Origin of the sequence: Sphingomonas sp. PWP1-2 (genome assembly GCF_049898305.1) — a bacterium.
Classification (GTDB): Bacteria; Pseudomonadota; Alphaproteobacteria; order Sphingomonadales; family Sphingomonadaceae; genus Sphingomonas; species Sphingomonas glacialis.
The window spans coordinates 81,283-103,448 of sequence record NZ_JAFCXM010000007.1 but is presented as its reverse complement, the minus strand read 5'-3'; the positions used below and the strand labels follow the sequence as shown (position 1 = coordinate 103,448).

At 67.1% G+C, this 22,166-nt stretch carries 22 protein-coding genes; 11 read left to right on the top strand and 11 right to left on the bottom strand.

The genetic code is table 11. The annotated features are described in order from the left end of the window. Positions 1-13: 13 nt before the first annotated feature. The 3 genes from mgtE to ACP7C5_RS16905 all read left to right on the top strand — a co-directional run bounded on the left by mgtE (position 14) and on the right by ACP7C5_RS16905 (position 2,198). Entirely contained in the window at positions 14-1,417 is a 1,404-nt protein-coding gene (gene mgtE, locus ACP7C5_RS16915; protein WP_426265125.1) for a magnesium transporter, read from the top strand. Positions 1,418-1,540: 123 nt separating this feature from the next. Beyond that, on the top strand, positions 1,541-1,741 hold the full coding sequence (locus tag ACP7C5_RS16910; protein WP_426265124.1) for a hypothetical protein: 201 nt from the start codon (positions 1,541-1,543) through the stop codon (positions 1,739-1,741). A 46-nt stretch (positions 1,742-1,787) separates the two neighbouring features. Beyond that, complete coding sequence (locus ACP7C5_RS16905) at positions 1,788-2,198, top strand: DUF1489 family protein (RefSeq protein WP_426265123.1); 411 nt, start codon at positions 1,788-1,790, stop codon at positions 2,196-2,198. A gap of 6 nt (positions 2,199-2,204) precedes the next feature. Here ACP7C5_RS16905 and ACP7C5_RS16900 read toward each other — a convergent pair whose 3' ends face one another. The 6 genes from ACP7C5_RS16900 to ACP7C5_RS16875 all read right to left on the bottom strand — a co-directional run bounded on the left by ACP7C5_RS16900 (position 2,205) and on the right by ACP7C5_RS16875 (position 7,862). After that, on the bottom strand, positions 2,205-2,936 hold the full coding sequence (locus ACP7C5_RS16900) for a head GIN domain-containing protein (RefSeq protein ID WP_426265122.1): 732 nt from the start codon (positions 2,934-2,936) through the stop codon (positions 2,205-2,207). A gap of 62 nt (positions 2,937-2,998) precedes the next feature. Next, positions 2,999-3,724, bottom strand: a complete 726-nt coding sequence (locus ACP7C5_RS16895; RefSeq protein ID WP_426265121.1) for a head GIN domain-containing protein — start codon at positions 3,722-3,724, stop codon at positions 2,999-3,001. Positions 3,725-3,835: 111 nt separating this feature from the next. Further along, complete coding sequence (locus ACP7C5_RS16890) at positions 3,836-4,369, bottom strand: CarD family transcriptional regulator (protein ID WP_133191064.1); 534 nt, start codon at positions 4,367-4,369, stop codon at positions 3,836-3,838. Between the two features lie 253 nt (positions 4,370-4,622). After that, entirely contained in the window at positions 4,623-4,961 is a 339-nt protein-coding gene (gene fdxA / locus ACP7C5_RS16885; RefSeq protein ID WP_010184201.1) for a ferredoxin FdxA, read from the bottom strand. A gap of 33 nt (positions 4,962-4,994) precedes the next feature. Further along, positions 4,995-5,318, bottom strand: coding sequence for an RNA-binding S4 domain-containing protein (locus tag ACP7C5_RS16880; RefSeq protein WP_416194475.1), 324 nt, complete (start codon positions 5,316-5,318; stop codon positions 4,995-4,997). Between the two features lie 3 nt (positions 5,319-5,321). Continuing rightward, on the bottom strand, positions 5,322-7,862 hold the full coding sequence (locus tag ACP7C5_RS16875) for a helicase-related protein (protein WP_426265120.1): 2,541 nt from the start codon (positions 7,860-7,862) through the stop codon (positions 5,322-5,324). Positions 7,863-8,124: 262 nt separating this feature from the next. Here ACP7C5_RS16875 and ACP7C5_RS16870 point away from each other — a divergent pair, with 262 nt between their 5' ends. Continuing rightward, positions 8,125-9,591 (top strand): peptidoglycan DD-metalloendopeptidase family protein, encoded by a 1,467-nt coding sequence (locus tag ACP7C5_RS16870; protein ID WP_426265119.1) that lies wholly within the window; start codon positions 8,125-8,127, stop codon positions 9,589-9,591. A gap of 107 nt (positions 9,592-9,698) precedes the next feature. On the opposite strand, the gene ACP7C5_RS16865 is transcribed toward ACP7C5_RS16870, so the two are convergent. Both ACP7C5_RS16865 and ACP7C5_RS16860 read right to left on the bottom strand, forming a co-directional pair. Then, entirely contained in the window at positions 9,699-11,345 is a 1,647-nt protein-coding gene (locus tag ACP7C5_RS16865) for an ATP-binding protein (protein WP_133191070.1), read from the bottom strand. Between the two features lie 106 nt (positions 11,346-11,451). Continuing rightward, positions 11,452-11,889, bottom strand: a complete 438-nt coding sequence (locus ACP7C5_RS16860; protein ID WP_165954539.1) for an MAPEG family protein — start codon at positions 11,887-11,889, stop codon at positions 11,452-11,454. A 210-nt stretch (positions 11,890-12,099) separates the two neighbouring features. On the opposite strand from ACP7C5_RS16860, the gene rpmF reads away from it, so the two are divergent. The 5 genes from rpmF (at position 12,100) to ACP7C5_RS16835 (ending at position 15,152) form a co-directional block, all read left to right on the top strand. After that, positions 12,100-12,279 (top strand): 50S ribosomal protein L32, encoded by a 180-nt coding sequence (rpmF, locus tag ACP7C5_RS16855; protein ID WP_010184208.1) that lies wholly within the window; start codon positions 12,100-12,102, stop codon positions 12,277-12,279. 41 nt (positions 12,280-12,320) lie between these two features. After that, positions 12,321-13,352 carry a phosphate acyltransferase PlsX gene (gene plsX / locus ACP7C5_RS16850; RefSeq protein ID WP_133191072.1) on the top strand — a complete coding sequence of 344 codons (1,032 nt, stop codon included), beginning with the start codon at positions 12,321-12,323 and terminating at the stop codon, positions 13,350-13,352. Between the two features lie 8 nt (positions 13,353-13,360). Continuing rightward, a complete protein-coding gene (locus tag ACP7C5_RS16845; protein ID WP_133191074.1) occupies positions 13,361-14,338 on the top strand; it encodes a beta-ketoacyl-ACP synthase III in 978 nt (325 codons plus the stop codon). A gap of 89 nt (positions 14,339-14,427) precedes the next feature. After that, positions 14,428-14,727 carry an integration host factor subunit alpha gene (locus ACP7C5_RS16840; RefSeq protein WP_133191076.1) on the top strand — a complete coding sequence of 100 codons (300 nt, stop codon included), beginning with the start codon at positions 14,428-14,430 and terminating at the stop codon, positions 14,725-14,727. A gap of 8 nt (positions 14,728-14,735) precedes the next feature. Continuing rightward, on the top strand, positions 14,736-15,152 hold the full coding sequence (locus tag ACP7C5_RS16835) for a MerR family transcriptional regulator (protein ID WP_426265118.1): 417 nt from the start codon (positions 14,736-14,738) through the stop codon (positions 15,150-15,152). Here ACP7C5_RS16835 and ACP7C5_RS16830 read toward each other — a convergent pair. Continuing rightward, the gene (locus ACP7C5_RS16830) at positions 15,149-15,781 is read right to left on the bottom strand and encodes a TetR/AcrR family transcriptional regulator (protein ID WP_133191080.1); all 633 of its coding nucleotides are present in this window, start codon (positions 15,779-15,781) and stop codon (positions 15,149-15,151) included. The two genes, ACP7C5_RS16835 and ACP7C5_RS16830, sit on opposite strands and share 4 nt — an antisense overlap. 116 nt (positions 15,782-15,897) lie before the next feature. Here ACP7C5_RS16830 and ACP7C5_RS16825 point away from each other — a divergent pair, with 116 nt between their 5' ends. Further along, complete coding sequence (locus tag ACP7C5_RS16825) at positions 15,898-18,249, top strand: TonB-dependent receptor (RefSeq protein ID WP_426265217.1); 2,352 nt, start codon at positions 15,898-15,900, stop codon at positions 18,247-18,249. 70 nt (positions 18,250-18,319) lie between these two features. Then, complete coding sequence (locus ACP7C5_RS16820; protein ID WP_426265117.1) at positions 18,320-19,612, top strand: spinster family MFS transporter; 1,293 nt, start codon at positions 18,320-18,322, stop codon at positions 19,610-19,612. On the opposite strand, the gene ACP7C5_RS16815 is transcribed toward ACP7C5_RS16820, so the two are convergent. Both ACP7C5_RS16815 and ACP7C5_RS16810 read right to left on the bottom strand, forming a co-directional pair. Continuing rightward, a complete protein-coding gene (locus ACP7C5_RS16815) occupies positions 19,609-21,180 on the bottom strand; it encodes a peptide chain release factor 3 (RefSeq protein ID WP_133191086.1) in 1,572 nt (523 codons plus the stop codon). The two genes, ACP7C5_RS16820 and ACP7C5_RS16815, sit on opposite strands and share 4 nt — an antisense overlap. 18 nt (positions 21,181-21,198) lie before the next feature. Then, on the bottom strand, positions 21,199-22,083 hold the full coding sequence (locus ACP7C5_RS16810; protein WP_426265116.1) for an aldose 1-epimerase family protein: 885 nt from the start codon (positions 22,081-22,083) through the stop codon (positions 21,199-21,201). Positions 22,084-22,166: the final 83 nt, after the last annotated feature.

The window sequence follows — 22,166 nt, the reverse complement described above, 5'->3', positions numbered from 1 at the left end:
GCCAAGGAGGTCCATGGTGAGCGAGACCGACCTGACCGAGCCCGAGCTCGATACCGCCCAACTCGACGAAGACGACCGATTGAAGCCCGCCTTTGTCAGCGCGGTGCGCGATGCAGTCGAGTCGGGCGACGCCGCGGCGGCGCGCGCGCTGGTCGAGCCGCTCCACCCCGCCGATATTGCCGATCTGTTCGAGCTGACACCGCACGAGGACCGTGCCGCGCTCGCGACCGCGATCACCGACTTGCTCGACGGCGACGTCTTCGCCGAGATGAACGATTATGTCCGCGAGGATCTGATCGACGCGCTGTCGGCGACGCAGGTGGCCGACATCGCCTCCGAGCTCGATACCGACGACGCCGTCGCGATCATCGAGGACATGGAGCCCGCCGACCAGCGCGAAGTGCTCCGCGCGCTCGACCCCGACGATCGCGCCGCGATCGAAGAGGCGCTGAGTTACGACGAGGAGACCGCCGGTCGCTTGATGCAGCGCGAGCTGATCGCGGTGCCCGAACACTGGTCGGTCGGCGATGTGCTCGACTATCTGCGCCAGCATGACGAGCTGACCACCGACTTCTGGGAAATCTTCGTCGTCGACCCCGCGCACAAGCCCGTCGGCACGGTTGCGCTGTCGTGGATCCTGCGCACGCCGCGCGGCATCGCGATCGGCGACGTGATGCAGCGCGAACAGACGCTGATCACGGTCGACATGGACCAGGAAGAAGTCGCCTTGCGCTTCCAGAAATATGCGCTCATCTCGGCCGCGGTGGTCGATCCGGTCGGGCGGCTGGTCGGCATGATCACCGTCGACGACATCGTCCACATCATTTCCGAAGAAGCCGGCGAGGATATCCTCCGCCTGTCGGGCGCGGGCGACGGCGACATCAACGAGCCGATCCATCTCACGGTGCGGACGCGAATCACCTGGCTCGTCGTCAATCTCGGCACCGCGATGCTCGCCGCTTCGGTCGTCGGGCTGTTCCAGGGCGAGATCGGGCGTTTCGCGCTGCTCGCGGTGCTGATGCCGATCGTTTCCGGCATGGGCGGCAATGCCGGCACGCAGACGCTCGCGGTAATGGTCCGCGCGCTCGCCACCAACCAGCTGACGAGTTCGAACACCGGCCGGATGATCTATCGCGAATTCCGCATCGCCGCCGCCAATGGCGCGATGCTCGGCACGCTGATCGGGATCGGGACGTTCTTGATCTTCGGCAACATGCATTTGGCGATCGTCATTGCGATGGCGATGGTGATCAACAATCTGATCGCGGGCCTGTCGGGGGTGCTGATCCCGGTGACGCTCGACCGGCTCGATATCGATCCCGCCGTCTCGTCGGCGGTGTTCGTGACGATGATGACCGATGTGATGGGCTTCTTCTCGTTCCTCGGCCTTGCGACGCTGTTCGGGCTCGGCAGCTAGGCGCATGTGGAATCACCTGCCGGTGTCGATCGGGGTTCAGCTGCTCTGCTGGGCATTGGGCCGCTGGCTCGCGGTACCGACCCGCGGCGCGCTCTGGCTCGGCTGCTTCGCGGGGTCGGCGGTGTGCATCATGCGCGCACGCAGCGCGAATATCAGTGGATCGAGCAATTCGGCGCCGGGCGACGCGCCAACATGCCGGGCTATGCCGGGCTCGAAGTGTGGGACTGGAACGCCCACTCGCTCAGCGAAACCGCGGTGGCGATCGCCGGGTCGGTGCTCGTCGCGCTCGTCGTGAGCCATTACGCCGCCGATCGCGAGAATTGAGCCTTTCGGGGTTGGCGCAGAGCGCGCGCTGCCCCATCTGCGACGTGTGCCGCTTCATCTCACCAAGGTCGCGTTCGGCGCGACCAGTCTCGATCATCTCGACGAACGCCTGCGCCAGCGCGGTGCCGAGGGGCCCGTGTTCCTGACGACGCGCTATCTGCCCAAACGGCATGAGGAGATCGTCGGAACGCCCGGCGGCTCGCTCTACTGGATCATCAAGCATACGCTCGTCGCGCGCTCGCCGATCCTCGGCTTCGGCGAGGCCGAGGGCGGGCGCGTCGCGATCCATATCGACCCCGCGCTGGTGCTGACCGAGGGCCGGCCGAAGCGCGCACACCAGGGCTGGCGCTATCTCGAGGCAGGCGACGCGCCCGCCGATCTCGGCGCGGGGATGGTCGCGGGCGATGTCATGCCGACCGCGTTGCTCGCCAAATTGTCGGCGCTGGGATTGGTCTAGCGCCGCTTACGGCGCGCTGCCGCCGCACGTCACCGGCGCACCGGCGGGCGCCTTGACCTTGCATTTCGGGCTGCCCGAAACCGTTACCGCACCGAGCCCGGTCGTCACGACATCGGCGACATAGCGCGCATTGGCTTGCGTCGCGCCCGATCCGTCGAGCCGCAACAGCGCTTCGTTGGCGAGCAACGCGCTCGCATCGATCGACCCCGCCCCGGTGCTGAGCACGCGCAATCGCGCGGTCCGCCCGCCAAGCGTCATCGCACCCGCGCCGACGAGCGTCACCGAGACTTGATCGGCGGCGAGCTCGGGCGCGGTGATCGATCCGCTGCCGGAAATCTGCAGGTCGACGCGGGTCCCGCGCACTGGCCCGGCAATGACGAGCTTGCCCCCGCCGATCACCGCCGCAGCGTGGAGATCGGTCGTCCGCACATAGATCGTCGGCGGGTCGGCGGCGCCCGCCTTGGACGGACCGTCCGAATCGCGCGCCGTCCCGCGGATCGTCAGCACCCGAGCATCGACATGCACGTCGAGCCCGTCGGTCGCGCCAGTCACGCGCGCGGCAGGCGTGCCGCGCGTCGCGAGCCGCACATCGAACGGCCCCTCGACGCGGATTCGATCGAAATCCCCGATGAAATAGCTGCGTTCGGCGGCGCGCGCCGGCGCAACCGAGACGAGCATGGCAAGGGTCAGGAAGCGCAGCATCGCCGCGACCATCCGCGCAAGTGCCGCGCCGCGCAAGCGCGATCAGCCGACCCCGATCGGCCGACCCCGATCAGCCGCCCCCGATCAGCCGCCCCCGATCAGCCTCCGCAGCGCACCTCGCCCGAGCCGACCTTGGTGGTCGTGCAATGCGCCGCCTGCCCGAGATCGACATTGCCCGAACCGACCATCGAAACCCGCGCCTCGCCGCTGACATCGGCGGTCACGTCGCCCGATCCGGCGATCGACACCGTCGCGCCGCGCGCCTTGAGTCCGCGCGCGGAAACATTGCCCGAGCCGGCGACATCGATCGCCAACCGCTCGACCGCACCCTTGGCGGTGATATTGCCCGATCCCGCGACCGCCAGCTTGGCCTGCGGCACGGCAAGCGCGCCGATCGAGAGATCGCCCGAGCCCGCGGCATCGGCGTCGAAGCGCGCGCCCGCGACGCGGTCGATCGCCATATTGCCCGACCCGGCAATCTGCGCCGCGACGATACGCGGCATCGTCACGAAGATCTTCACGCGGTCTTGCTTCGAGCCCCAGCTGAAGCCACCGAGGTTTTTCTTGCGCCCGACGCGGAGCGTGTCGCCCTCGCGCACGATCTCGAGCTTGTCGAGCGCGCTGCGGGGCCCCTGCGCGCGCACCGAAAAGCCCGACCCGACGCGCACGTCGACATCGTCCGACCCACGCAGCGCGACGCCGGTGAAATCGGCGATCGCGAAGCTGCGCGTCGCACGCGGGCCCGAGTCACCCGGGGGCGATGCGTCGCTGTTGAACGAGCACGCTGCGAGCGGGACGGCGATGAGAAACGGAAGGACGCGCATGACGGAACTCCTGTGTGTTGCAACAACAATACACTGACGAACCGGCCGCGCAACAAAAAAGGGGCAGCCGTCGCCGGCCGCCCCCTGATGGCACGTCGATGGTGCGAAGGATCAAGCCGGAGCCTTGTCCTTGTTGTGGATCGCGGCGGCCTTGCGCAGGATCTCGAGGATCTTTTCCTGTGCGGTCGGCTCGTCGACCTGCTCCATCGCGGCGAGTTCGCGCGCGAGGCGGCTGGTCGCGCCTTCGAAGATCTGGCGCTCGGAATAGCTCTGCTCGGGCTGATCGTCGGCCCGGAACAGATCGCGCACCACTTCGGCGATCGACACGAGGTCGCCCGAATTGATCTTGGCTTCATATTCCTGCGCGCGACGCGACCACATGGTGCGCTTGACGCGCGGCTTGCCGGTCAGCGTATCGAGCGCCTCGCGCAGCGTCTTGTCGCTCGAGAGCTTGCGCATCCCGACGCTTTCCGCCTTGTTGGTGGGCACGCGTAGCGTCATGCGCTCTTTTTCGAACCGCAGAACATAGAGTTCGAGCTGCATCCCGGCGATTTCCTGCCGTTGGAGCTCGATCACACGGCCGACACCGTGCTTGGGATAAACGACATAATCGCCGACGTCGAAGGACAGCGCCTTGGCAGCCATTCCGTAAGACCTTTCTGTGGACCGGGTATCCGGTGCAACGCATCCGCGGCAGAAAAGCTGCAGAGCACGTGCGGATGTGGGTGTTGTTGTACGTCTCCGTGCCGAAAGCGCGCGCGATGGCGCTTGCGTCCCTGTCCTTTTAACAGAGTCGTAATAAAATTACCAGCTAAACGTCGCACTCGCGACGTCATTGCGCATTGCTTTTGCGTGCAATCGCGGATCGAGGCCGAGTTCTGCCCCGATCCGCGACACTTCAGTCGCCCGCGCCCGGCTCGGGCGAGAAGAACTCCATCTTGCCCGGCTTGCCCTTCCACGCATCGGCATCGGCCGGCGTCTGGTTGGCGTTGCGCGTGACGTTGGGCCACTGGCCCGAGAAGGTCGTGTTGAGCTCGAGCCACTGCTCGAGACCCGATTCGGTGTCCGGGAGAATGGCCTCGGCGGGGCATTCGGGCTCGCACACGCCGCAATCGATGCACTCGCTGGGATTGATCACCAGCATGTTCTCGCCTTCGTAGAAGCAGTCGACCGGGCACACCTCGACGCAGTCCATGTACTTGCACTTGATGCAGGCATCGGTGACGACGTAGGTCATTAAAACACTCCCGGAGTACGAACGCTTGTGCTGCTATGCCCGAGCGTCACCGCCGTCAACGCTTGCGCGCGTCGGACGCGTATTTTCGAGCAACTCGTCGTAGCACGCGCGGCCCTCCTCGGGCGGACCACGGCGCTGCGGCAGCACGAGGAGGCGGAGCGCGCGAACCCGGCCGGCGGGGGTCGCAAAGGCGATGACGCTGCCGATCCGCACCAGCGTCGCGGGCTTGTCGACCGCGCGACCATCGACGCGGACATGACCGCTCGCCGCCATGGTCTGCGCGATCGCGCGGGTTTTGACGATCCGCGCGAACCATAGAAAGCGGTCGAGCCGCATCGTGTGCGTCGATTCGCCCAAGCGTTACTCCGCCTGTCCGCCGAGCGCGGCGAACGCGCCCGCCATCGCCCCTGCCATCGCCCCTGCCATCGCGGTGTCGCGCGGCGGCGGCGCGGGGCGCACCGGCGGGCGGCCGCGCCAGCTCCAGCGCAGCGTATCGTCGGCGCTCGGCGCAGGGCGAAAGCCGAAGCCCCCCATCAATTGCTCGAGCGTCGCGCGCGTCAGCCCCATCGAGAGCGCAAGCGCCGGATCGAGCACGAACGGTTTGCGCCCCTGGCTACCGCGCTCGTCATGCGCCGCCCGCGCGATGCGTTCGATCAAGTCGATCCGCACCGCCTGCGCGCCGACCGGGCGATAGCCATGCGCCAGCGTCGCGCCGGGCGCGGCACGGTCGAGCACCGTCGCCCCTTCGCGCGGCCCTGCGCCCACCGGCTGCGTATTGCGTGCGGCGAGCAGGACGCGCCGCCAGCGCGCCGCGCCCGGCTTGAGCAACCGCGGATCGAACAGGTCGAGCGCGCCGATCGTGAACCCCGCCCCGCGAAACGCTTTGCGCGCCACCGGGTCGAGCCCGTCGACCGCCACCGCGATGTCGGCGCGCGCGACGATCCCGCCATGCGCAACGAGTGCCGCCGCAACGGCGCGCGACGCCGGGCTGGCCGCCGGATCGCGCTGGACGCCGTCGAGCACGACCAGCCCCGGCACGCTCCGCTTGAGCTGCCCGCCCAGCCACAGCTTCAGCCGCGCCTCGATCTTCCCACGCGCCTCGACGCTCAGGCAATCGAGCGCGCGGTCGAGCAACACGCGCGGGCGCAACAGCGTCGGCCCCGGCGCGAGCGTCGCGACCGCAAGCTCGCCCCACAGCAAAGTCGGCACCGCGCCAACCTCGGCCGACAGCGCCAGCGCGTGATCCTCCGCCTCGGCGAGCGCCACACCGCGCCGCGCGCGTTCGTCGCCGAGCCGGCGTTCGGCAGCGGCGAGCAGCAGCCGTTTGTCCGTCGCACGCGCATCGGGCGCGACGACGAAGCGAAAGCCATCGAGCCGGCCGATCGCATGATCCTCGACCATCACCTCGCCCTGCGCGCCGATCGTGACGGGCAGCGCGCGCGGATCGGCGCCGATCTGGCGCATCAGCAGCGTCGTGCGCTTGTCGACGAAGCGCTGCGTGAGACTCACATGGAGCGCATCCGAGAGCCGCTCCTCGACCGCGCCCGCGCGTGCCGACCAATGCGCCGGATCGGCGAGCCAGTCGGCGCGGTTGGCGATGTACGACCAACTCCGCGCCGCCGCGATCCGACCCGCCAGCGTCTCGACATCGCCCGCGACATTGTCGAGCCGCGCGATTTCGGCTGCGAACCAGTCGTGCGGGATATGCCCGTGCCCCTCGCTCAGATAGCCGAACAGCCTTGCCACGAAGCGCGTATGCGGATCGACCCCGAGCTTGCGAAAATCGGGAACGCCACACGCCGCCCACAACCGCGCGACCATCGCCGGCGAGCGACACCGCCCGCGCACGCCGGGCTCCTCCGCCATCCGCTTCAACACCGCGAGATCGGTCGACTGCGGCGCCGCCCACAGCACGCGGTGCGCAGGCCGCTGCTCGAGGCTTTCGATCAGCGCATCGACACTCGCATAATCGGGCTCGCCCTGCCGCCAATAGAGCTGCTCGAGCGGCGGGAAGCGATGCTCCTCGATCGCGAACACTTCCTCGGGCGTGAACGCCCCCGGCCCTTCCTCGACCAGCGCGCCGAAGGTGCCATCGCGCTGGTGCCGCCCGGCGCGCCCGGCGATCTGCGCCATCTCGGCGACGCGCAGCCGGCGCTGGCGATGGCCGTCGAACTTGTTGAGGCTGGCAAAGGCGACGTGCGCCACGTCCATGTTGAGCCCCATGCCGATCGCGTCGGTCGCGACGAGATAATCGACCTCACCCGCCTGGAACATCGCGACCTGCGCGTTGCGCGTGCGCGGGCTGAGCGCGCCCATCACCACCGCCGCTCCGCCGCGCAAGCGCCGCAGCATCTCGGCGACGGCATACACTTCCTCGGCGCTGAACGCGACGATCGCCGAGCGCTTGGGCAGGCGGCTGATCTTCTTCGCGCCGGCATAGCTCAGCGTCGAGAAGCGCGGGCGATTGATGATCTCGATGCCCGGCACCAGCGCCTTGAGCATCGGCCGCAGCGACTCCGAGCCGAGCAGCATTGTCTCCTCACGCCCGCGTGCGCGTAAGATGCGGTCGGTAAAGACGTGGCCACGCTCGGGATCGGCCCCCAATTGCGCCTCGTCGAGTGCGACGAACGCCAGATCCTTGTCGAGCGGCATCGATTCAGCGGTGCACAGGAACCAGCGCGCGTCCTTCGGGACGATCTTCTCCTCGCCGGTGATCAGCGCGACGCGGTTCTCGCCCTTGAGCTTGACGACGCGGTCATAGACCTCGCGCGCCAGCAGCCGCAGCGGGAAGCCGATCATCCCGCTCGAATGCCCACACATCCGCTCGACCGCGAGATGGGTCTTGCCGGTATTGGTCGGTCCGAGCACCGCCGTGACGGCATGTTCTGCGGTACGCTGCATGACGCGTGCAACATCGCGTGCCGGGCACCTAAGTGCAACCACTAGGCAAAAATACGATCTGCAGCGGCCGCGTTAACCACGCTAAAGCCCTGCCCAACACAGCGTTTCTCCATCTCGTCGCAGCGCGGCAACGCATCGGCGTTCTGCGCGCTTTCCAAGGGCGGGGTTAATTTGACTTTAGGGTTTTGGCACCACAGTCATTTGGCTCCATGCTGCGGGGCGGAACGAGCAGCGTGTATCGATTTTTCGGGGGCGCGAATCCTTGTTCTTGCGTAACGATCATGGGCTCGACCAGGCTGGCGGCACCGCCGCCATTTCCTTTGGTCGCGCGCTCGTGCCCAATGCCGAGCTCACCCGCGTCGAAAAGCTGCGCGCCGCCGCATTGCACATCGATTGGGTTCCCGATCTCGGATCGCGGATCGGCTCGCTCGACTGGTGGCGCGGTGCGGCGACCTGCGCCGCTCTGTGCGCCACCGCGATCGTGATCGCCCCGCCGATCACTCGCCCGATCCTGGGCGCGATCCCCGCTCCGCTGACCGGCGCCGACCGTGACGAAGCCCGCGCGCAAGCGATCCTGCCGCTCGCGCTCGGCGCGAACAGCGGGCGGCACATGGCGTCGAACGACCTGGTCGTCCCGCTTGCCGAAGCCCCCGAACGCCCGGTCGAGGACCGCACCGCGACCGTCGGCCAGGGTGACAGTTTCGGCGACATGCTCCAGCGCGCCGGCGTATCCGAACGCGATGCGCAAAACGCCGTCGCGCTGATCGCGAGCTCGGTCCCGCTCGGCGATCTGAAACCCGGCACGCAAGTCCCGATGACGCTCGGCCGCCGCCCCAATCGCAGCGTCGCACGCCCGCTCGAGGCGCTCGCCTTGCGCGCCCGCTTCGACGAGCAGCTGACGCTCAAGCGCGTCGGCGACCAGCTCGTGCTGACCAAGCAATCGATCGCGATCGACACGACCCCGCTGCGCATCCAGGGCCCGGTCGGCAGCAGCCTGTACCGCTCGGCGCGCGCCGCCGGCGTTCCCGTCAAGCTGGTCGAGACGTACATCAAGGCGATCGCGAGCAAGTTCGCGATCGGCCGCGTCGGGCGCGACGATTCGTACGACCTGGTGATCGAGCGCAAGCGTGCCGCGACGGGCGAAACGCAGCTCGGCAATCTGCTGTTCGCCGGGCTCGATCACGGCGCCGCCAAGACGCAGCTCGTGCAATGGACCGACGGCACCTGGTACGAAGCGAGCGGCCAGTCCGAGCGGCAGGGCATGTTCACGATGCCGGTATCGATGGCGCGGATCACCTCGAGCTTTGGCATGCGCTTCCACCCGCTGCTCGGCTTCACGCGGATGCACAAGGGCATCGACATCGGCACCGCGTGGGGCACGCCGATCCATGCCCCTGCCGACGGCACGATCACCTTTGCCGGGCGCAGCGGCGGGTATGGCAATTTCATCAAGCTGTCGCATGGCGGCGGGATCGAGACGCATTACGGCCATCTCAGCCGCTTCGCGACGCGCCCCGGGCAGCATGTGTCGCGCGGCGAGGTGATCGGCTATTCGGGCAATAGCGGCATGTCGACCGGCCCGCATCTCCACTGGGAAGTGCTGCGCGGCGGCGTCGCGGTCAATCCGCGCGGCTTCTCCTTCTCGAGCGTCGCGACGCTGTCGGGCGAGCAATTGCGCGCGTTCAAGGCGAAGGTCGCAAGCCTGCTCGCGGTCAAACCGGGCGCGTAAGCCGCGTCACCCGGATTCGATCCGGGGTCCGTACGAGCCGCCAGCCGGGCCCTGTAACACCGATCGCACGCCTGGATGCCGGATCACGTCCGGCATGACGCAGCCGCTTACCGCCCCTGCGCGCGCCAGCGCTTCAAGGTCCGCGCGATGATCTCGCCTTCGCCGCCGGTCTGGCGCCACAATTGCGAGAAGAGCGGATCGTCCGACGCCGGGCGCTTGTCGTCGGCAAGCGAATCGAACGAGACGCGGATCGGGATCGCGACGCCCTCGCCGCAGATGATGCACTCGCGGTTGCGCAAGGCCGGGATCGAATCGAGGAAGCCGCGCGCGCCCTCGGGCATCGCCGCGCGGACGAACGCCTGGTCGCGATCGTTGTTGAGCCGCATCGCGATGATCGTACCGCATTGCGAGAGCACACCCTCGGCCAGATCCGACGGCCGCTGCGTGATCAGTCCGAGCGAGACGCCGTATTTGCGCCCCTCCTTGGCGATTCGCGAGAGGATCCGCCCGACGCTCGATCCGTCGCCATTGCCGGCGGGGATGTAGCGATGCGCTTCCTCGCAGACGAGCAGGATCGGCCGCTGCGGCTCGCCGCGCGACCAGATCGCGAAATCGAACACCATCCGGCTGAGCACCGCGACCACCACCGAGGTGATCTCGCTCGGCACGCCCGACACGTCGATGATCGAAATCGGCTTGCCGTCGCCCGGCAAGCGGAACACGCGTTCGATGAACCCCGCCATCGTATCGGCGACGAGCATGCCGGAGAACATGAAGCCGTAGCGCGGATCGGCCTTGATCTCGTCGATCTTGGTGCGCAGCCGCAGATACGGCGCGGTATCGCCCGCGCGGTCCATCTTGCCCATTTCGAGGCCGATCAGATTGGTCAGGTCGCTCAACAGATACGGCACCGGGGCATCGACCGTCAGCTTGCCGATCTCCTGGCCCAGCCGCCCCTTGGCGCGCGCCATCAGCAGGCATTTGGCGAGGATGTCGGCGTCGATCTGCTTCTCCGACCCCGACGAGGTGACGAACACCTCGCAATGTTCCTCGAAGTTCATCAGCCAATACGGCATTTGCAGATTCGACACGTCGTAGATCGCGCCATTGCCCTTGAACGCCGCGGCATATTCGCCGTGCGGATCGATCATCACGATATGCCCCTGCGGGCTGAGCTCGCAGATGCGGTGGAGGATCAGCGCGGCGCTGGTCGACTTGCCCGTGCCGGTGCTGCCGAGCAGCGCGAAATGCTTGCCGAGCATCGCATCGACATAGAGCGCGGCGCGGATGTCCTTGGTCGGATAGACCGTGCCGATCTCGATATTCGCGCGGTCGTCGGCCGAATAGATCTGTCGCAGGTCGGTGGTCGAGACCGGGTATACCGCGCAGCCCGGAGTCGGATAGCGCGTCACGCCGCGGCGGAACTTGTAGAGCTTGCCGGTGAGCTTCTCCTCGTCGCCCTCGCCGAGGAAGTCGACCGTCGCGGCGATCCGGTCGTCATGCCCGTCGATCAGCTTGAGCGAGCGGATATTGGCGATCAGCCACGTCCCGCCGACGCGCATCTTGATCTGGCTGCCGACCGACCCGGCGGTGGCAATCACCGGATCGGCACTGCCCACCGTCGCGTCGAGCGCCAGCGCATCGAGCATCACCAGGCTGCTCGACCCGGCGATTTCGAACACCATGCCGATACAAGGCGCTGTCGCGGTTACGGCGTTGGGCGCGAAGGCATGTGCGCTCGGCATTTCGGTCATCGTGGTCGGATCCCCCCGGGTGAGGGCACCGCAATGCACGAACATCGGTAAACATCCGGTGAGGATGCTGCTGCGTACATCCCGTACCGCGACGCTAGGCCGCGGCTTACCCCGCTGGCACCGCGCTGACCGCCGGCACGCCATGCATCGCAGGCGCCACGAACGGCAGCGTCACGGCGTACCCGCCGAGCCCGAGCAGCAAGGCGAAGGTCACCAGCGTGCCCAGCTCGCGCCCGAGCCGCATCCCGTCCATGCCGAGCGCATGCGCCACGCGGGCGAGCACGAACAGCACGCTTGCCACCCACAGCCACAGGCTCGTGCCGTTGGTGAATTCGATCAGCGCGATCAGGATGAGGATGAACGGCGCCGATTCGATGAAATTGGCGTGCGCGCGCATCCGGCGAATCAGCGCCTCGTTTCCGCCATCGCCGATGCTGACCTTGGTCTGGCGGCGAATCGCCCCGGTGCGCATCGCCAGCCACAGGTTGAGAATCGCCGCGGCGCCGGCGCTTACCAGTGCGATCGGCAAAAGAATTGGTCCCATCGATACCCCCAAAAGTCACTAAACCATCTCGGCGGAGACCCTGGCACCCCATGCACAAGCTTGCAACGCCGTGGGGAATCGCTATAGGCCGCGATCTTCGCGATCTGTCTGGCATCGGTGCCGCTCGCGCGGCCAGCCTCAGGCGTTGGTTGCGTAAGAGCCCGGACCGGGCGTATCGCACCTGTCAGACACGTATAAGGTTTCGCCAAAATGGCCGTCCCCAAAAGAAAAACCACGCCGTCCAAGCGCGGCATGCGTCGCAGCCACGATTCGCTGACGGTTGCGTCGTTCCAGGAATGCCCGAACTGCGGCGAACTGAAGCGCCCGCACAATCTGTGCCCGTCGTGCGGACACTATAACGGCCGCGAGATTCTCTCGGTCGAAGGCTGATTCGACGCATCGCCCGTCTAGTTGAACAGGGAGCGACCAGCGTGACGAACAGCTCCCGGATCGCAATCGATGCGATGGGCGGCGATGAAGGCCTGGCGGTGATGCTCGCCGGCGTTGCGCGTGCGCGCCGCCGGTTCGAGGACATGCGCTTCATTCTCGTCGGTGACGAAAGCGCGATCGCGGCTGGGCTGAAGGATCACCCCAACCTCAGCGCGCATTCCGAGATCGTCCATGCATCCGACGTGATCGGCTCGGCTGAGAAGCCGAGCCAGGCGCTGCGCCGTGCCAAGACCACGTCGATGGGAATCGCGATCGACATGGTCAAGCAGGGCCGTGCCGCCGCGTGCGTGTCGAGCGGCAATACCGGCGCGCTGATGGCGATGTCGAAGCTGTCGCTGCGGATGATCCCCGGGATCGACCGCCCCGCGCTCGCTGGGCTGATGCCCTCGCTCGGTGCCAACGACACCGTCGTGCTCGATCTCGGCGCCAATACCGAGTGCGATTCGCGCAATCTCATCCAGTTCGCGGTGATGGGCGCGGCGTACGCCCGCACCACGCTCGACCTCGCACGCCCACGCGTCGCGCTGCTCAACATCGGCAGCGAGGACCAGAAGGGGACCGAGACGATTCGCGACGCCGCGACCGCCTTGCGCGCCGCGACGCACCTCCCGCTCGATTTCACCGGCTTTATCGAGGGCGACAAGCTCTCGCGCGGCGATGTCGACGTGATCGTGTGCGACGGTTTCTCGGGCAATATCGCGCTCAAGACCGCCGAGGGGACCGCGCGCTTCGTCGCCGATCTGCTCAAGCGCGCGTTCCGTTCGTCGACACGCTCGAAGATCGGTTTCCTGATCTCGCGCCCGGCGACCGAATTGCTGCGCCATCATCTCGACCCGAACAACCATAATGGTGCCGTGTTTCTCGGGCTCAATGGGTTGGTGGTAAAGAGCCATGGCGGCGCCAACGAGATCGGCGTGTGCACCGCGATCGCGGCGGCGGCGAAAATGGTACGCGACGATCTGACCCGGCGCATCGCCGAGGATCTAGGCGATTTCGAGAAAAAGGCAGCGTAATGCCCCCTATGTCAGTGCGTAGCGTCATCATCGGGACCGGATCGGCGCTGCCAGCGCGCCGCGTCTCCAATGCCGAACTGGCCGAAACCGTCGACACTTCGGACGAATGGATCGTCGAGCGCACCGGCATCCGCTTCCGCCACATCGCCGGGCCTGACGAGACGACGGCAACGCTCGCCGCCGACGCGTGCCGTGCAGCGCTCGGCGCGGCCGGGATCTCGGCACACGAGATCGACCTGATCGTGCTCGCGACGGCGACCCCCGACCAGACCTTCCCGTCGAGCGCCACCAAGGTGCAGGCGATGCTCGGGATCGACGATTGCGTCGCCTTCGACGTGGCGGCGGTCTGCTCGGGCTTCCTTTACGCGCTCCAGGTCGCCGACAGCATGCTGCGCAGCGGCGCTGCCAAGCGCGCGCTGGTGATCGGCGCGGAAACCTTCAGCCGGATCCTCGACTGGGAAGACCGCGCGACGTGCGTACTGTTCGGCGATGGCGCCGGCGCGGTGGTGCTCGAGGCGCAGGAAAATGGCGACACCGGGAACGAAGGGCGCGGCATCCTCGCGATGCGGCTGCACGCCGATGGCCGCCACAACGAGATGCTCTATGTCGATGGCGGTCCCTCCACGACCGGAACGGTCGGCAAGGTCCGGATGAAGGGCCGCGAGGTGTTCCGCCACGCCGTCGTCAACCTCGCCTCGGTGATGACCGAGACGCTCGAGCGCGCCGGGCTGACCGCCGCCGACGTCGATTGGGTCGTGCCGCATCAGGCCAATGCGCGCATCCTCGACGCTACGGCACGCAAGCTTCATCTCGCGCCGGAGAAGGTCATCGTGACGGTCGATCAGCATGCCAACACTTCGGCAGCGTCCGTACCGCTCGCGCTCGACACCGCAGTCAAGGACGGACGAATTGCGCAAGGTGACGTGATCGTCCTCGAGGCGATGGGCGGCGGTTTTACCTGGGGGGCAGCGGTCGTTCGGTTCTGATAATTGTTAAACATCGGGGGCAAAGACCTTTTCCCACCTGCTTTGTTATGATAGCGTAAGGGTCTTGGTGTTTTTGTGGGAACGTTTCGATGGAAGCTGCGGGAACCTTGACGCGCGCCGATCTGGCCGAAGCACTGCATCACAATGTCGGCCTCTCGCGTACCGATTCATCGAAGATGGTCGAGCAGATCCTGCATCACATGTGCAGCGCGCTCGCTCAGGGCGACAATGTCAAGATTTCGGGCTTTGGCACCTTCGTGCTGCGCGACAAGGGTGAACGCATCGGCCGCAACCCCAAGACGGGCATTGAAGTGCCGATCGCGCCGCGCCGCGTGCTGACCTTCCGCGCCAGCCAGATGATGCGCGACCGCATCGTCGAAGCCGACTGATCCATCGCATGACGGTGCCGCCCGTGCGGGCCGGGGAACAGGCGACTGGAGAGAAGGCGTCCGGCGACAAGGCGTCCGGCGACAAGGCCGCAGGTGCCTATCGCACGATCGGCGAGCTCGCCCGCGATACCGGGCTGCCGCAGCATATCCTGCGCTACTGGGAAACGCGCTTTCCGCAATTGCGCCCGCTCCAGCGCGCGGGCAACCGCCGCTATTATCGCCCCGAGGATGTCGCGCTCGTCGAGCGGATCGCGACGATGCTCAACCGCGACGGCTACACCATCCGCGGCGTGCAACAAGCGCTCGCAGGTGGCCGCAAGACCGCCGAAGCCGTACCCGACAGCCCCGCGAGCGCAACGGGCGATGCGGTCCGCGCGGTCCGCGATTCGCTTGCGGCAGCGCTCGTCGCGGATAGCGCGCGCTAGGGCGCGAGCCCGCGCGCGAGCATCTCGGCAACCGTATCGGCGATCGTGTCGAGCGTCAGATCCTCCTCCCACACGCCGTAGCGCAGGCCGAGGAACACGTTCATCCCCATGATCGCCCAGGCATGGACCTCGGACACGTCGCTACGGATCTCGCCGCGCTCCGCGCCCGCCTTGAGCCGTGCCGCGATCCGCTCGGCGGTCGTCGCATAATGCAGCTTGAACGACGCCGGATCGACGAACTCGGCCTCGTCGATGATCCGGTAGATCTCCTTGTGCCCGCGCACGAAGGCGACGAACTCGCGTAAGCCAGCGCGCTCGGCCGCAATCTGGTCGGGCGCGGCGCGAATCGCGGGCGCGACTCGGTCGCGCACTTGATCCGACATGTCGCGCACCAGCGCACGGAACACCGCGTCCTTCGAATCGAAATAGGTGTAGAAACTCCCGAGCGCGACGCCCGCGCGGCGCGTGATCCCGCTGACCGATGCGTCGTGAAACCCGCGCTCGCCGAATTCGACCGCCGCGGCGTCGAGGATCGCGCGCAGCGTCTTGCGCCCGCGTTCGGTGCGCGGCGCCTTGCCTTCACTTGCGGCTGATGGGCTGGTCGCCGGAGCGACGGGTGCGTCCGCCATGGTGCCTGTCATTTCTCAAGTTGAAACCCGGTTCAGGTTTCAGTATAGCCTTCGTAACGCGCGCACAACCCGGACGATATCGGGCCATCTGGATGCGCCGCAGGAGGGGATGATTGATGACACGCCTGAAGTCCGTGCGCGCCTTGCTCTTTGCCGGCGCCGCCTTTGCGGGATCGACCGCCCTCCCCGCCACCGCCCAGACCGCGCCTGCACCTGCCCCCGCCGCCGAGCCGCAGGCCGACGAGACCGCGTCGGGCGAGATCGTCGTCACCGCGCGCCGCCGCGAGGAGACGCTGCTCAACGTGCCGATCGCAGTCACCGCTTTCTCCGCTGACCGGCTCGAGAAGACCGGCGCGGTCGATCTCACCGACATCCAGAACGTCACGCCCAATACCACGCTCAAGAATGCGCGCGGCACCAACTCGACGCTCGCCGCCTTCATCCGCGGCGTCGGCCAGCAGGATCCCGTCCCCGGCTTCGAGGCGGGGATCGGCATCTATCTCGACGACGTCTATCTCAACCGCCCGCAGGCGGCGGTGCTCGACATCTATGACGTCGAGCGGATCGAAGTGCTGCGCGGCCCGCAGGGCACGCTCTACGGCCGCAACACGATCGGCGGCGCGGTGAAATATGTCACCAAGCGCTTGCCCGACAGCCCCGAGGCGAGCCTCAAGGCGAGCTACGGCTCGTACAACCAGGCCGACGGCATCGTCAGCCTGTCGACCCCGATCGGTTCGCTGTTCAAGGTCGGCGTGGCCGGCGCGCGGCTGACGCGCGACGGGTTCGGGCGCAACACCAACCTCGGCATCGACAATTACAACAAGAACCTCTGGGCAGGCCGCGGCACGATCGAATTCGAATCGCCCGACAGCCGGATGAGCCTGCGCCTGACCGGCGACTATACCGAGGACAAGTCGAATGCGCGCAACGGCTCGCGCCTCATCACCAGCCTGCTGACCAACACGCCCGTTCAGTCGAACCCGTTCGACACCCGCGCCGGGCTCAACACGCCGAAACAGAACATCCAGGCGGGCGGCCTGTCGATGGTCGCGACCGGCGAACTGAGCGACCACCTCACCATCAAGAGCATCAGCGCCTTCCGCAAGGATCGTTCGTTCACCCCGATCGATTTCGACGCGCTCCCCGCGGTCGATGTCGATGTGCCCGCGGTCTATCGCAACGAGCAGACCAGCCAGGAATTCCAGCTGGCCTACAAGAGCGACACGCTGAACGGGCTGATCGGCTATTACTATCTCGGCGCGAAGGCCTCGACCGGGTTCGACGTGCTGCTCTCGACGACGCTCGCCAATTTCGACGCCTATACCGCGGGCGACGTGCGGACCGAGACGCACTCGATCTTCGGGGACTTCACCTATGATTTCACGCCCAAGCTCAGCCTGTCGCTCGGCGGGCGCTATACCTGGGACGAGCGTCGGTCGTTCATCTTCAAGGCGAGCTATTTCGGCCTGACCTCGGAATTCGGCGGCAATCCGACGATCGTCGGCGCGCCGTCGACCAATTTCAACGGCACCGCCAAGTTCAAGCGCTTCACCCCGCGCGCCTCGCTCAGCTTCAAGCCGAGCGCCGACCACTTGCTCTATGCGTCCTATTCGGAAGGCTTCAAGGGCGGCGGGTTCGATCCGCGCGGCTCGGGCACCTCGGCGCCCGACGTCAACCAGGACGGCGTGCGCAGCTACCAGGAAATCTACAACTACCTGCTGTTCAAGCCCGAGGTGGTGAAGAGCTACGAGATCGGCTGGAAGGGCTCGGTGTTCGACAAGCGTCTGACCTTCGCGCTCGACGGCTTCTATTCGAACTACAGCAACGTCCAGGTGCCGGGTTCGGTCGGCTGCATCATCGGCGGGGTGCAGTCGTTCTGCGGCATCACCACCAACGCCGCCAAGGCGACGATCAAGGGCATCGAGCTCGAATCGAACGCCGTGCTCGCGCGCGATTTCGCCGGCGCCGGCTCGAACGTCTCGCTCGCCGGAACGCTCGGGTATATCGACGCCAAATACGATCGTTTCATCGGCCCGACCGGCACCGACGTCGCCAATGTCCGCGTCTTCCAGAACACCCCCGACTGGACCGCCTCGGGCACGCTGTCGACCAACATCCCGACCGGCCCGGGCCGCATCAACGCCTCGACCACGCTGTCGTATCGCAGCCTGACGCACCAGTTCGAGACCGCGAGCCCGTTCCTCGACCAGCCGGGCTATGCGCTGTGGGACGCGAACCTGACCTACACCTTCGGCAAGGGGCGCTATTCGATCGGCGTCCACGCCAAGAACATCACCGACAAGCATTACAAGACGTCGGGCTACCAATATATCAGCTCGACGCTCGCCGGGGTGCCGATCCTCAACGCTGCCGGGCGCTATACGCCGACGCTCGGCAAGGAAGGCATCGCCACCGCCTTCTACGGCAATCCGCGGCAAGTGTTCGGCACGATCACCGCGCGCTTCTGACCGCCAGACTATCCCGCACCGGCCGCTTGCCTTGCGCACGCGGCCGGTGCGATGATTCGGGGATATGACCATGACCGCCGCGCCCGCCCCCCCTTCCCCGGGCCCTTCCTCGGGCCCTGCCTCGCCTGCCCGGGCGCGCCTCGTCCTCGCGATGTTGCTCGTGGTCTACACGTTCAACTTTCTCGACCGCCAGATCCTCAGCATCCTGGCGACGCCGATCAAGGCCGACCTGCATCTGAGCGACGCGCAGTTCGGCGCGGTCGGCGGGCTCGCCTTCGCGATCCTCTATTCGGTGCTCGGCGTCCCCCTCGCCTTCCTTGCAGACCGTACCAGCCGCAGCGGCGTGGTGATGTGGTCGCTGATCGTGTGGAGCGGCTTCACCGCTTTGTGCGGGACGGCGACCGGCTATTGGCAACTGTTCTTCTACCGGCTCGGCGTCGGGGTCGGCGAGGCGGGCGGGGTCGCGCCGTCTTATGCGCTGATCTCCGATTATTTCCCGCCCGAACGCCGCGCGCGTGCGCTCGCGGTCTATTCGCTCGGCATTCCGATCGGGCTTGCGGGCGGGGTGCTGCTCGGCGGTTATATCGCCGCGCTGGTCAATTGGCAGACCGCGTTCATCGCGGTCGGCGTGGCAGGGATCGTGATCGCGCCGCTGTTCCGCTGGCTGGTGCGCGACGTGCCGCGGCCCGTGGTGAGCGCGCAGGATGCGGTGCCGGTGAGCGCGGTGTTCGCCATCCTCGCGCGCAAACCCGCCTTCTGGCTGCTCGCCTTCGGGGCGTCGTTCAGCTCGCTGTGCGGCTATGGCCTCGCGCTGTGGGCGCCCTCGGTGCTGATTCGCAGCTTCCATTTCAGCCTGATCGAGACGGGGCAATTCATGGGATCGCTGCTGCTGATCGGCGGTGTCGGCGGCGTCTTCGCGGGCGGCTGGCTCGCCGACCGGCTCGGGCGGAGCGATCACGGCTGGTATGCCCGGCTCCCCGCGATCGCCTGGGCGATCACCGCACCGATGTACGCGCTCGGGCTGCTCGCGCCCAATCCGTGGGTGGCGTGGCCGTTGCTGCTGATCCCCAACGCGCTCAACATCTTGTGGCTCGGGCCCGTCGCGACGGCGGTCCAGCACCTCGTGCCGCCACCGATGCGCGCGACCGCGTCGGGCAGCTTCCTGTTCATCAACAATCTGATCGGGCTCGGCGTCGGGCCGATCCTGATGGGTGGCCTGTCGGATCACCTCAAGGCCACGAGCGGCGTCGAATCGCTGCGCTACGCCGCGGTCGGCTGCCTCGGCTTCTACGTCCTGGCGGCCGTCCTCGTCCTCTTCGCGGTCCCCTCGCTGCGCCGCGACTGGGTCGACGAGCGCGCTTAACGCTCGCGCGTCGCCGCGAATTTCACCTTGGGGTAGCGGTCGGCGACATAGCCGACGTCCCACGCCGTCTTCGCCAGATAGACCGGGTTGTTGTCGCGATCCTTCGCCATCGCCGTACGGTTGAGGTCCATGAACGCCTTGAGGTCCGCCGGGTCGGCGGCCGACACCCAGCGCGCGGTGTCGTACGGCGCCATCTCGAGCCCCGCATCGACCTTATACTCGGCCTCGAGCCGGCTGAGCAGCACCTCGAGCTGGAGCTGCCCGACCACGCCGATGATCCAGTTCGACCCGATCTCGGGATAGAAGACCTGCGTCACCCCCTCCTCGGCCATGTCGTCGAGCGCCTTGCGCAACTGCTTGGTCTTGGTCGGATCCTTCAGCGCGACACGCCGCAGGATTTCGGGTGCGAAGTTCGGCAGCCCGGTGAAGCGCACATCGGCGCGCTCGGACAGCGTGTCCCCCACCCGCAGCGTCCCGTGGTTGGGAATGCCGATGATGTCGCCCGGAAACGCCTCGTCGGCGAGCTCGCGCTCGCGTGCGAAGAACAGGATCGGCGAGTGGATCGCGATCGGCTTGCCGTGGCCCGTCGGCGTCAGCTTCATGCCGCGCTTGAAGGTGCCCGAGCACAGCCGCATGAACGCGATGCGATCGCGGTGGTTGGGGTCCATGTTCGCTTGGACCTTGAACACGAAGCCGGTGACGTCCGCACGTTCTGGCAAAACCTCGGCGGGCTCGGCCGGCTGCGGCCGCGGGCCCGGCGCGTGGCGGCCGAGCGCGTCGATCAGCTCGGCAACGCCGAATTCCTTGAGCGCCGATCCGAAATAGACCGGCGTCTGGTCGCCGCCGCGATACGCCTCGACATCGAACGCGCCATAGCCGCCGAGCGCGAGTTCGGATTCGTCCTGGAGCAGCTTCAGGCCCGCCGGGCTCAGCGTCTTGGCGAGCGCGGGATCGTCGAGCCCGGTAAAGCTCAACGCCTTGCCCATGAACTCGCGGCTCGGCCCTTCGGGCTGGCTGAGGCTGTTGGCGTGGAGATCGTACACGCCTTCGAAATCGCTGCCCATGCCGACCGGCCAGCTCATCGGCGTGACATCGAGTTGGAGCATCTCGGCAATCTCGTCGAGCAGGTCGAACGGCGGGCGCCCCTCGCGATCGACCTTGTTGACGAAGGTGATGATCGGCACCGAGCGCAGCCGGCACACCTCGAACAGTTTGCGCGTCTGCGCCTCGATGCCGCGCGCGGCGTCGATCACCATCACCGCCGAATCGACCGCGGTCAGCGTGCGGTAGGTGTCCTCCGAAAAGTCCTCGTGGCCCGGCGTGTCGAGCAAGTTGAAGGTCAGGCCGTTCCGCTCGAAGGTCATCACCGACGAGGTGACCGAGATGCCGCGCTGCTGCTCGATCTTCATCCAGTCGGAGCGCGCACGGCGGTTCTGCCCGCGCGCTTTCACTTCCCCCGCCAGATGGATCGCGCCGCCGAACAGCAGCAGCTTTTCGGTCAGCGTGGTCTTGCCGGCGTCGGGGTGGGAGATGATCGCGAAGGTGCGGCGGTCGGACGTGTGATTCATCTGCGCGGCAATAGCGCTTTACGGCTCCAGCGTCACGTGCATCGCGATGGTCTTCGTTTCGCCGGGTGCGAGCGCGAACACGCCGGGCTTGGCGGTGAAATCGCCGGTGAAGCCCGCGGGGTCGGCGATGCCGTGCCACGGCTCGATGCAGACGTACGCCGCGCCGGGCTTGGTCCAAATGCCGAGCATCGGCGTATCGGGAAAATCGACGCGCAGCTGCGGGCCGGTCTTCGCGCCATAGCGGACGCTCTGCGACCGCACCGCGTCCCAGATCAGCGCGTCGTGCTCGAACAGGGCATCGCGCAGCGCGAGCGTGCGCCCCTCGAGCGGCGTGGGCCGCTGCTGCGCGACGATCAACCCGCCGGGGGTGAGCGCACGCAGCGCCTCGGGCTCATCGGCGGCAAAGACGATACGGTGGTCGGCGCGCGGCGCGCCGTACGGCAGCGGCCACGCGAACGCCGGGTGGAAACCGAAGCTTGCCGGCAGCGTGCGCTCGCGCTCGCGATTCTCGATCTCGGCAGTCATCGCCAGCGTCGCGCCCTCGATCGCGTAGGTCAGCCGCAGCGCGAACTTGCGCGGATACACCGCAAGCGTCTCGGCGCTGTCCTCGAGCAGGAACACCGCGCGAGTCGCGCTGTGCTCGACCACCGCAAAAGTGCTGCGGCGGGCGAAGCCGTGCTTGCCCATCGTGTAACTTTCGCCATCGAGCCGCAGCGTGTCGCCGTTGAGCGCGCCGACGATCGGGAACAGGATCGGCGCATGGCCGGTCCAGAACGCTGGGTTGGCGTCGGTCATCAGTTCGCGGCCCTCGGCGTCGCGGAGATGCGTGAGTTCGGCGCCGTATGGGTTGATCGCGGCGGTGAGGTCGGCCGAGCCGATTTCGATCAGGGCAGCTTCAGGCATCGACAGCATCCTTGATGAGACAGGAGATAACCCCTGACCGTCACCCCGGGCTCGTCCCGGGGTCCACCGTGCCGCGAACGCAG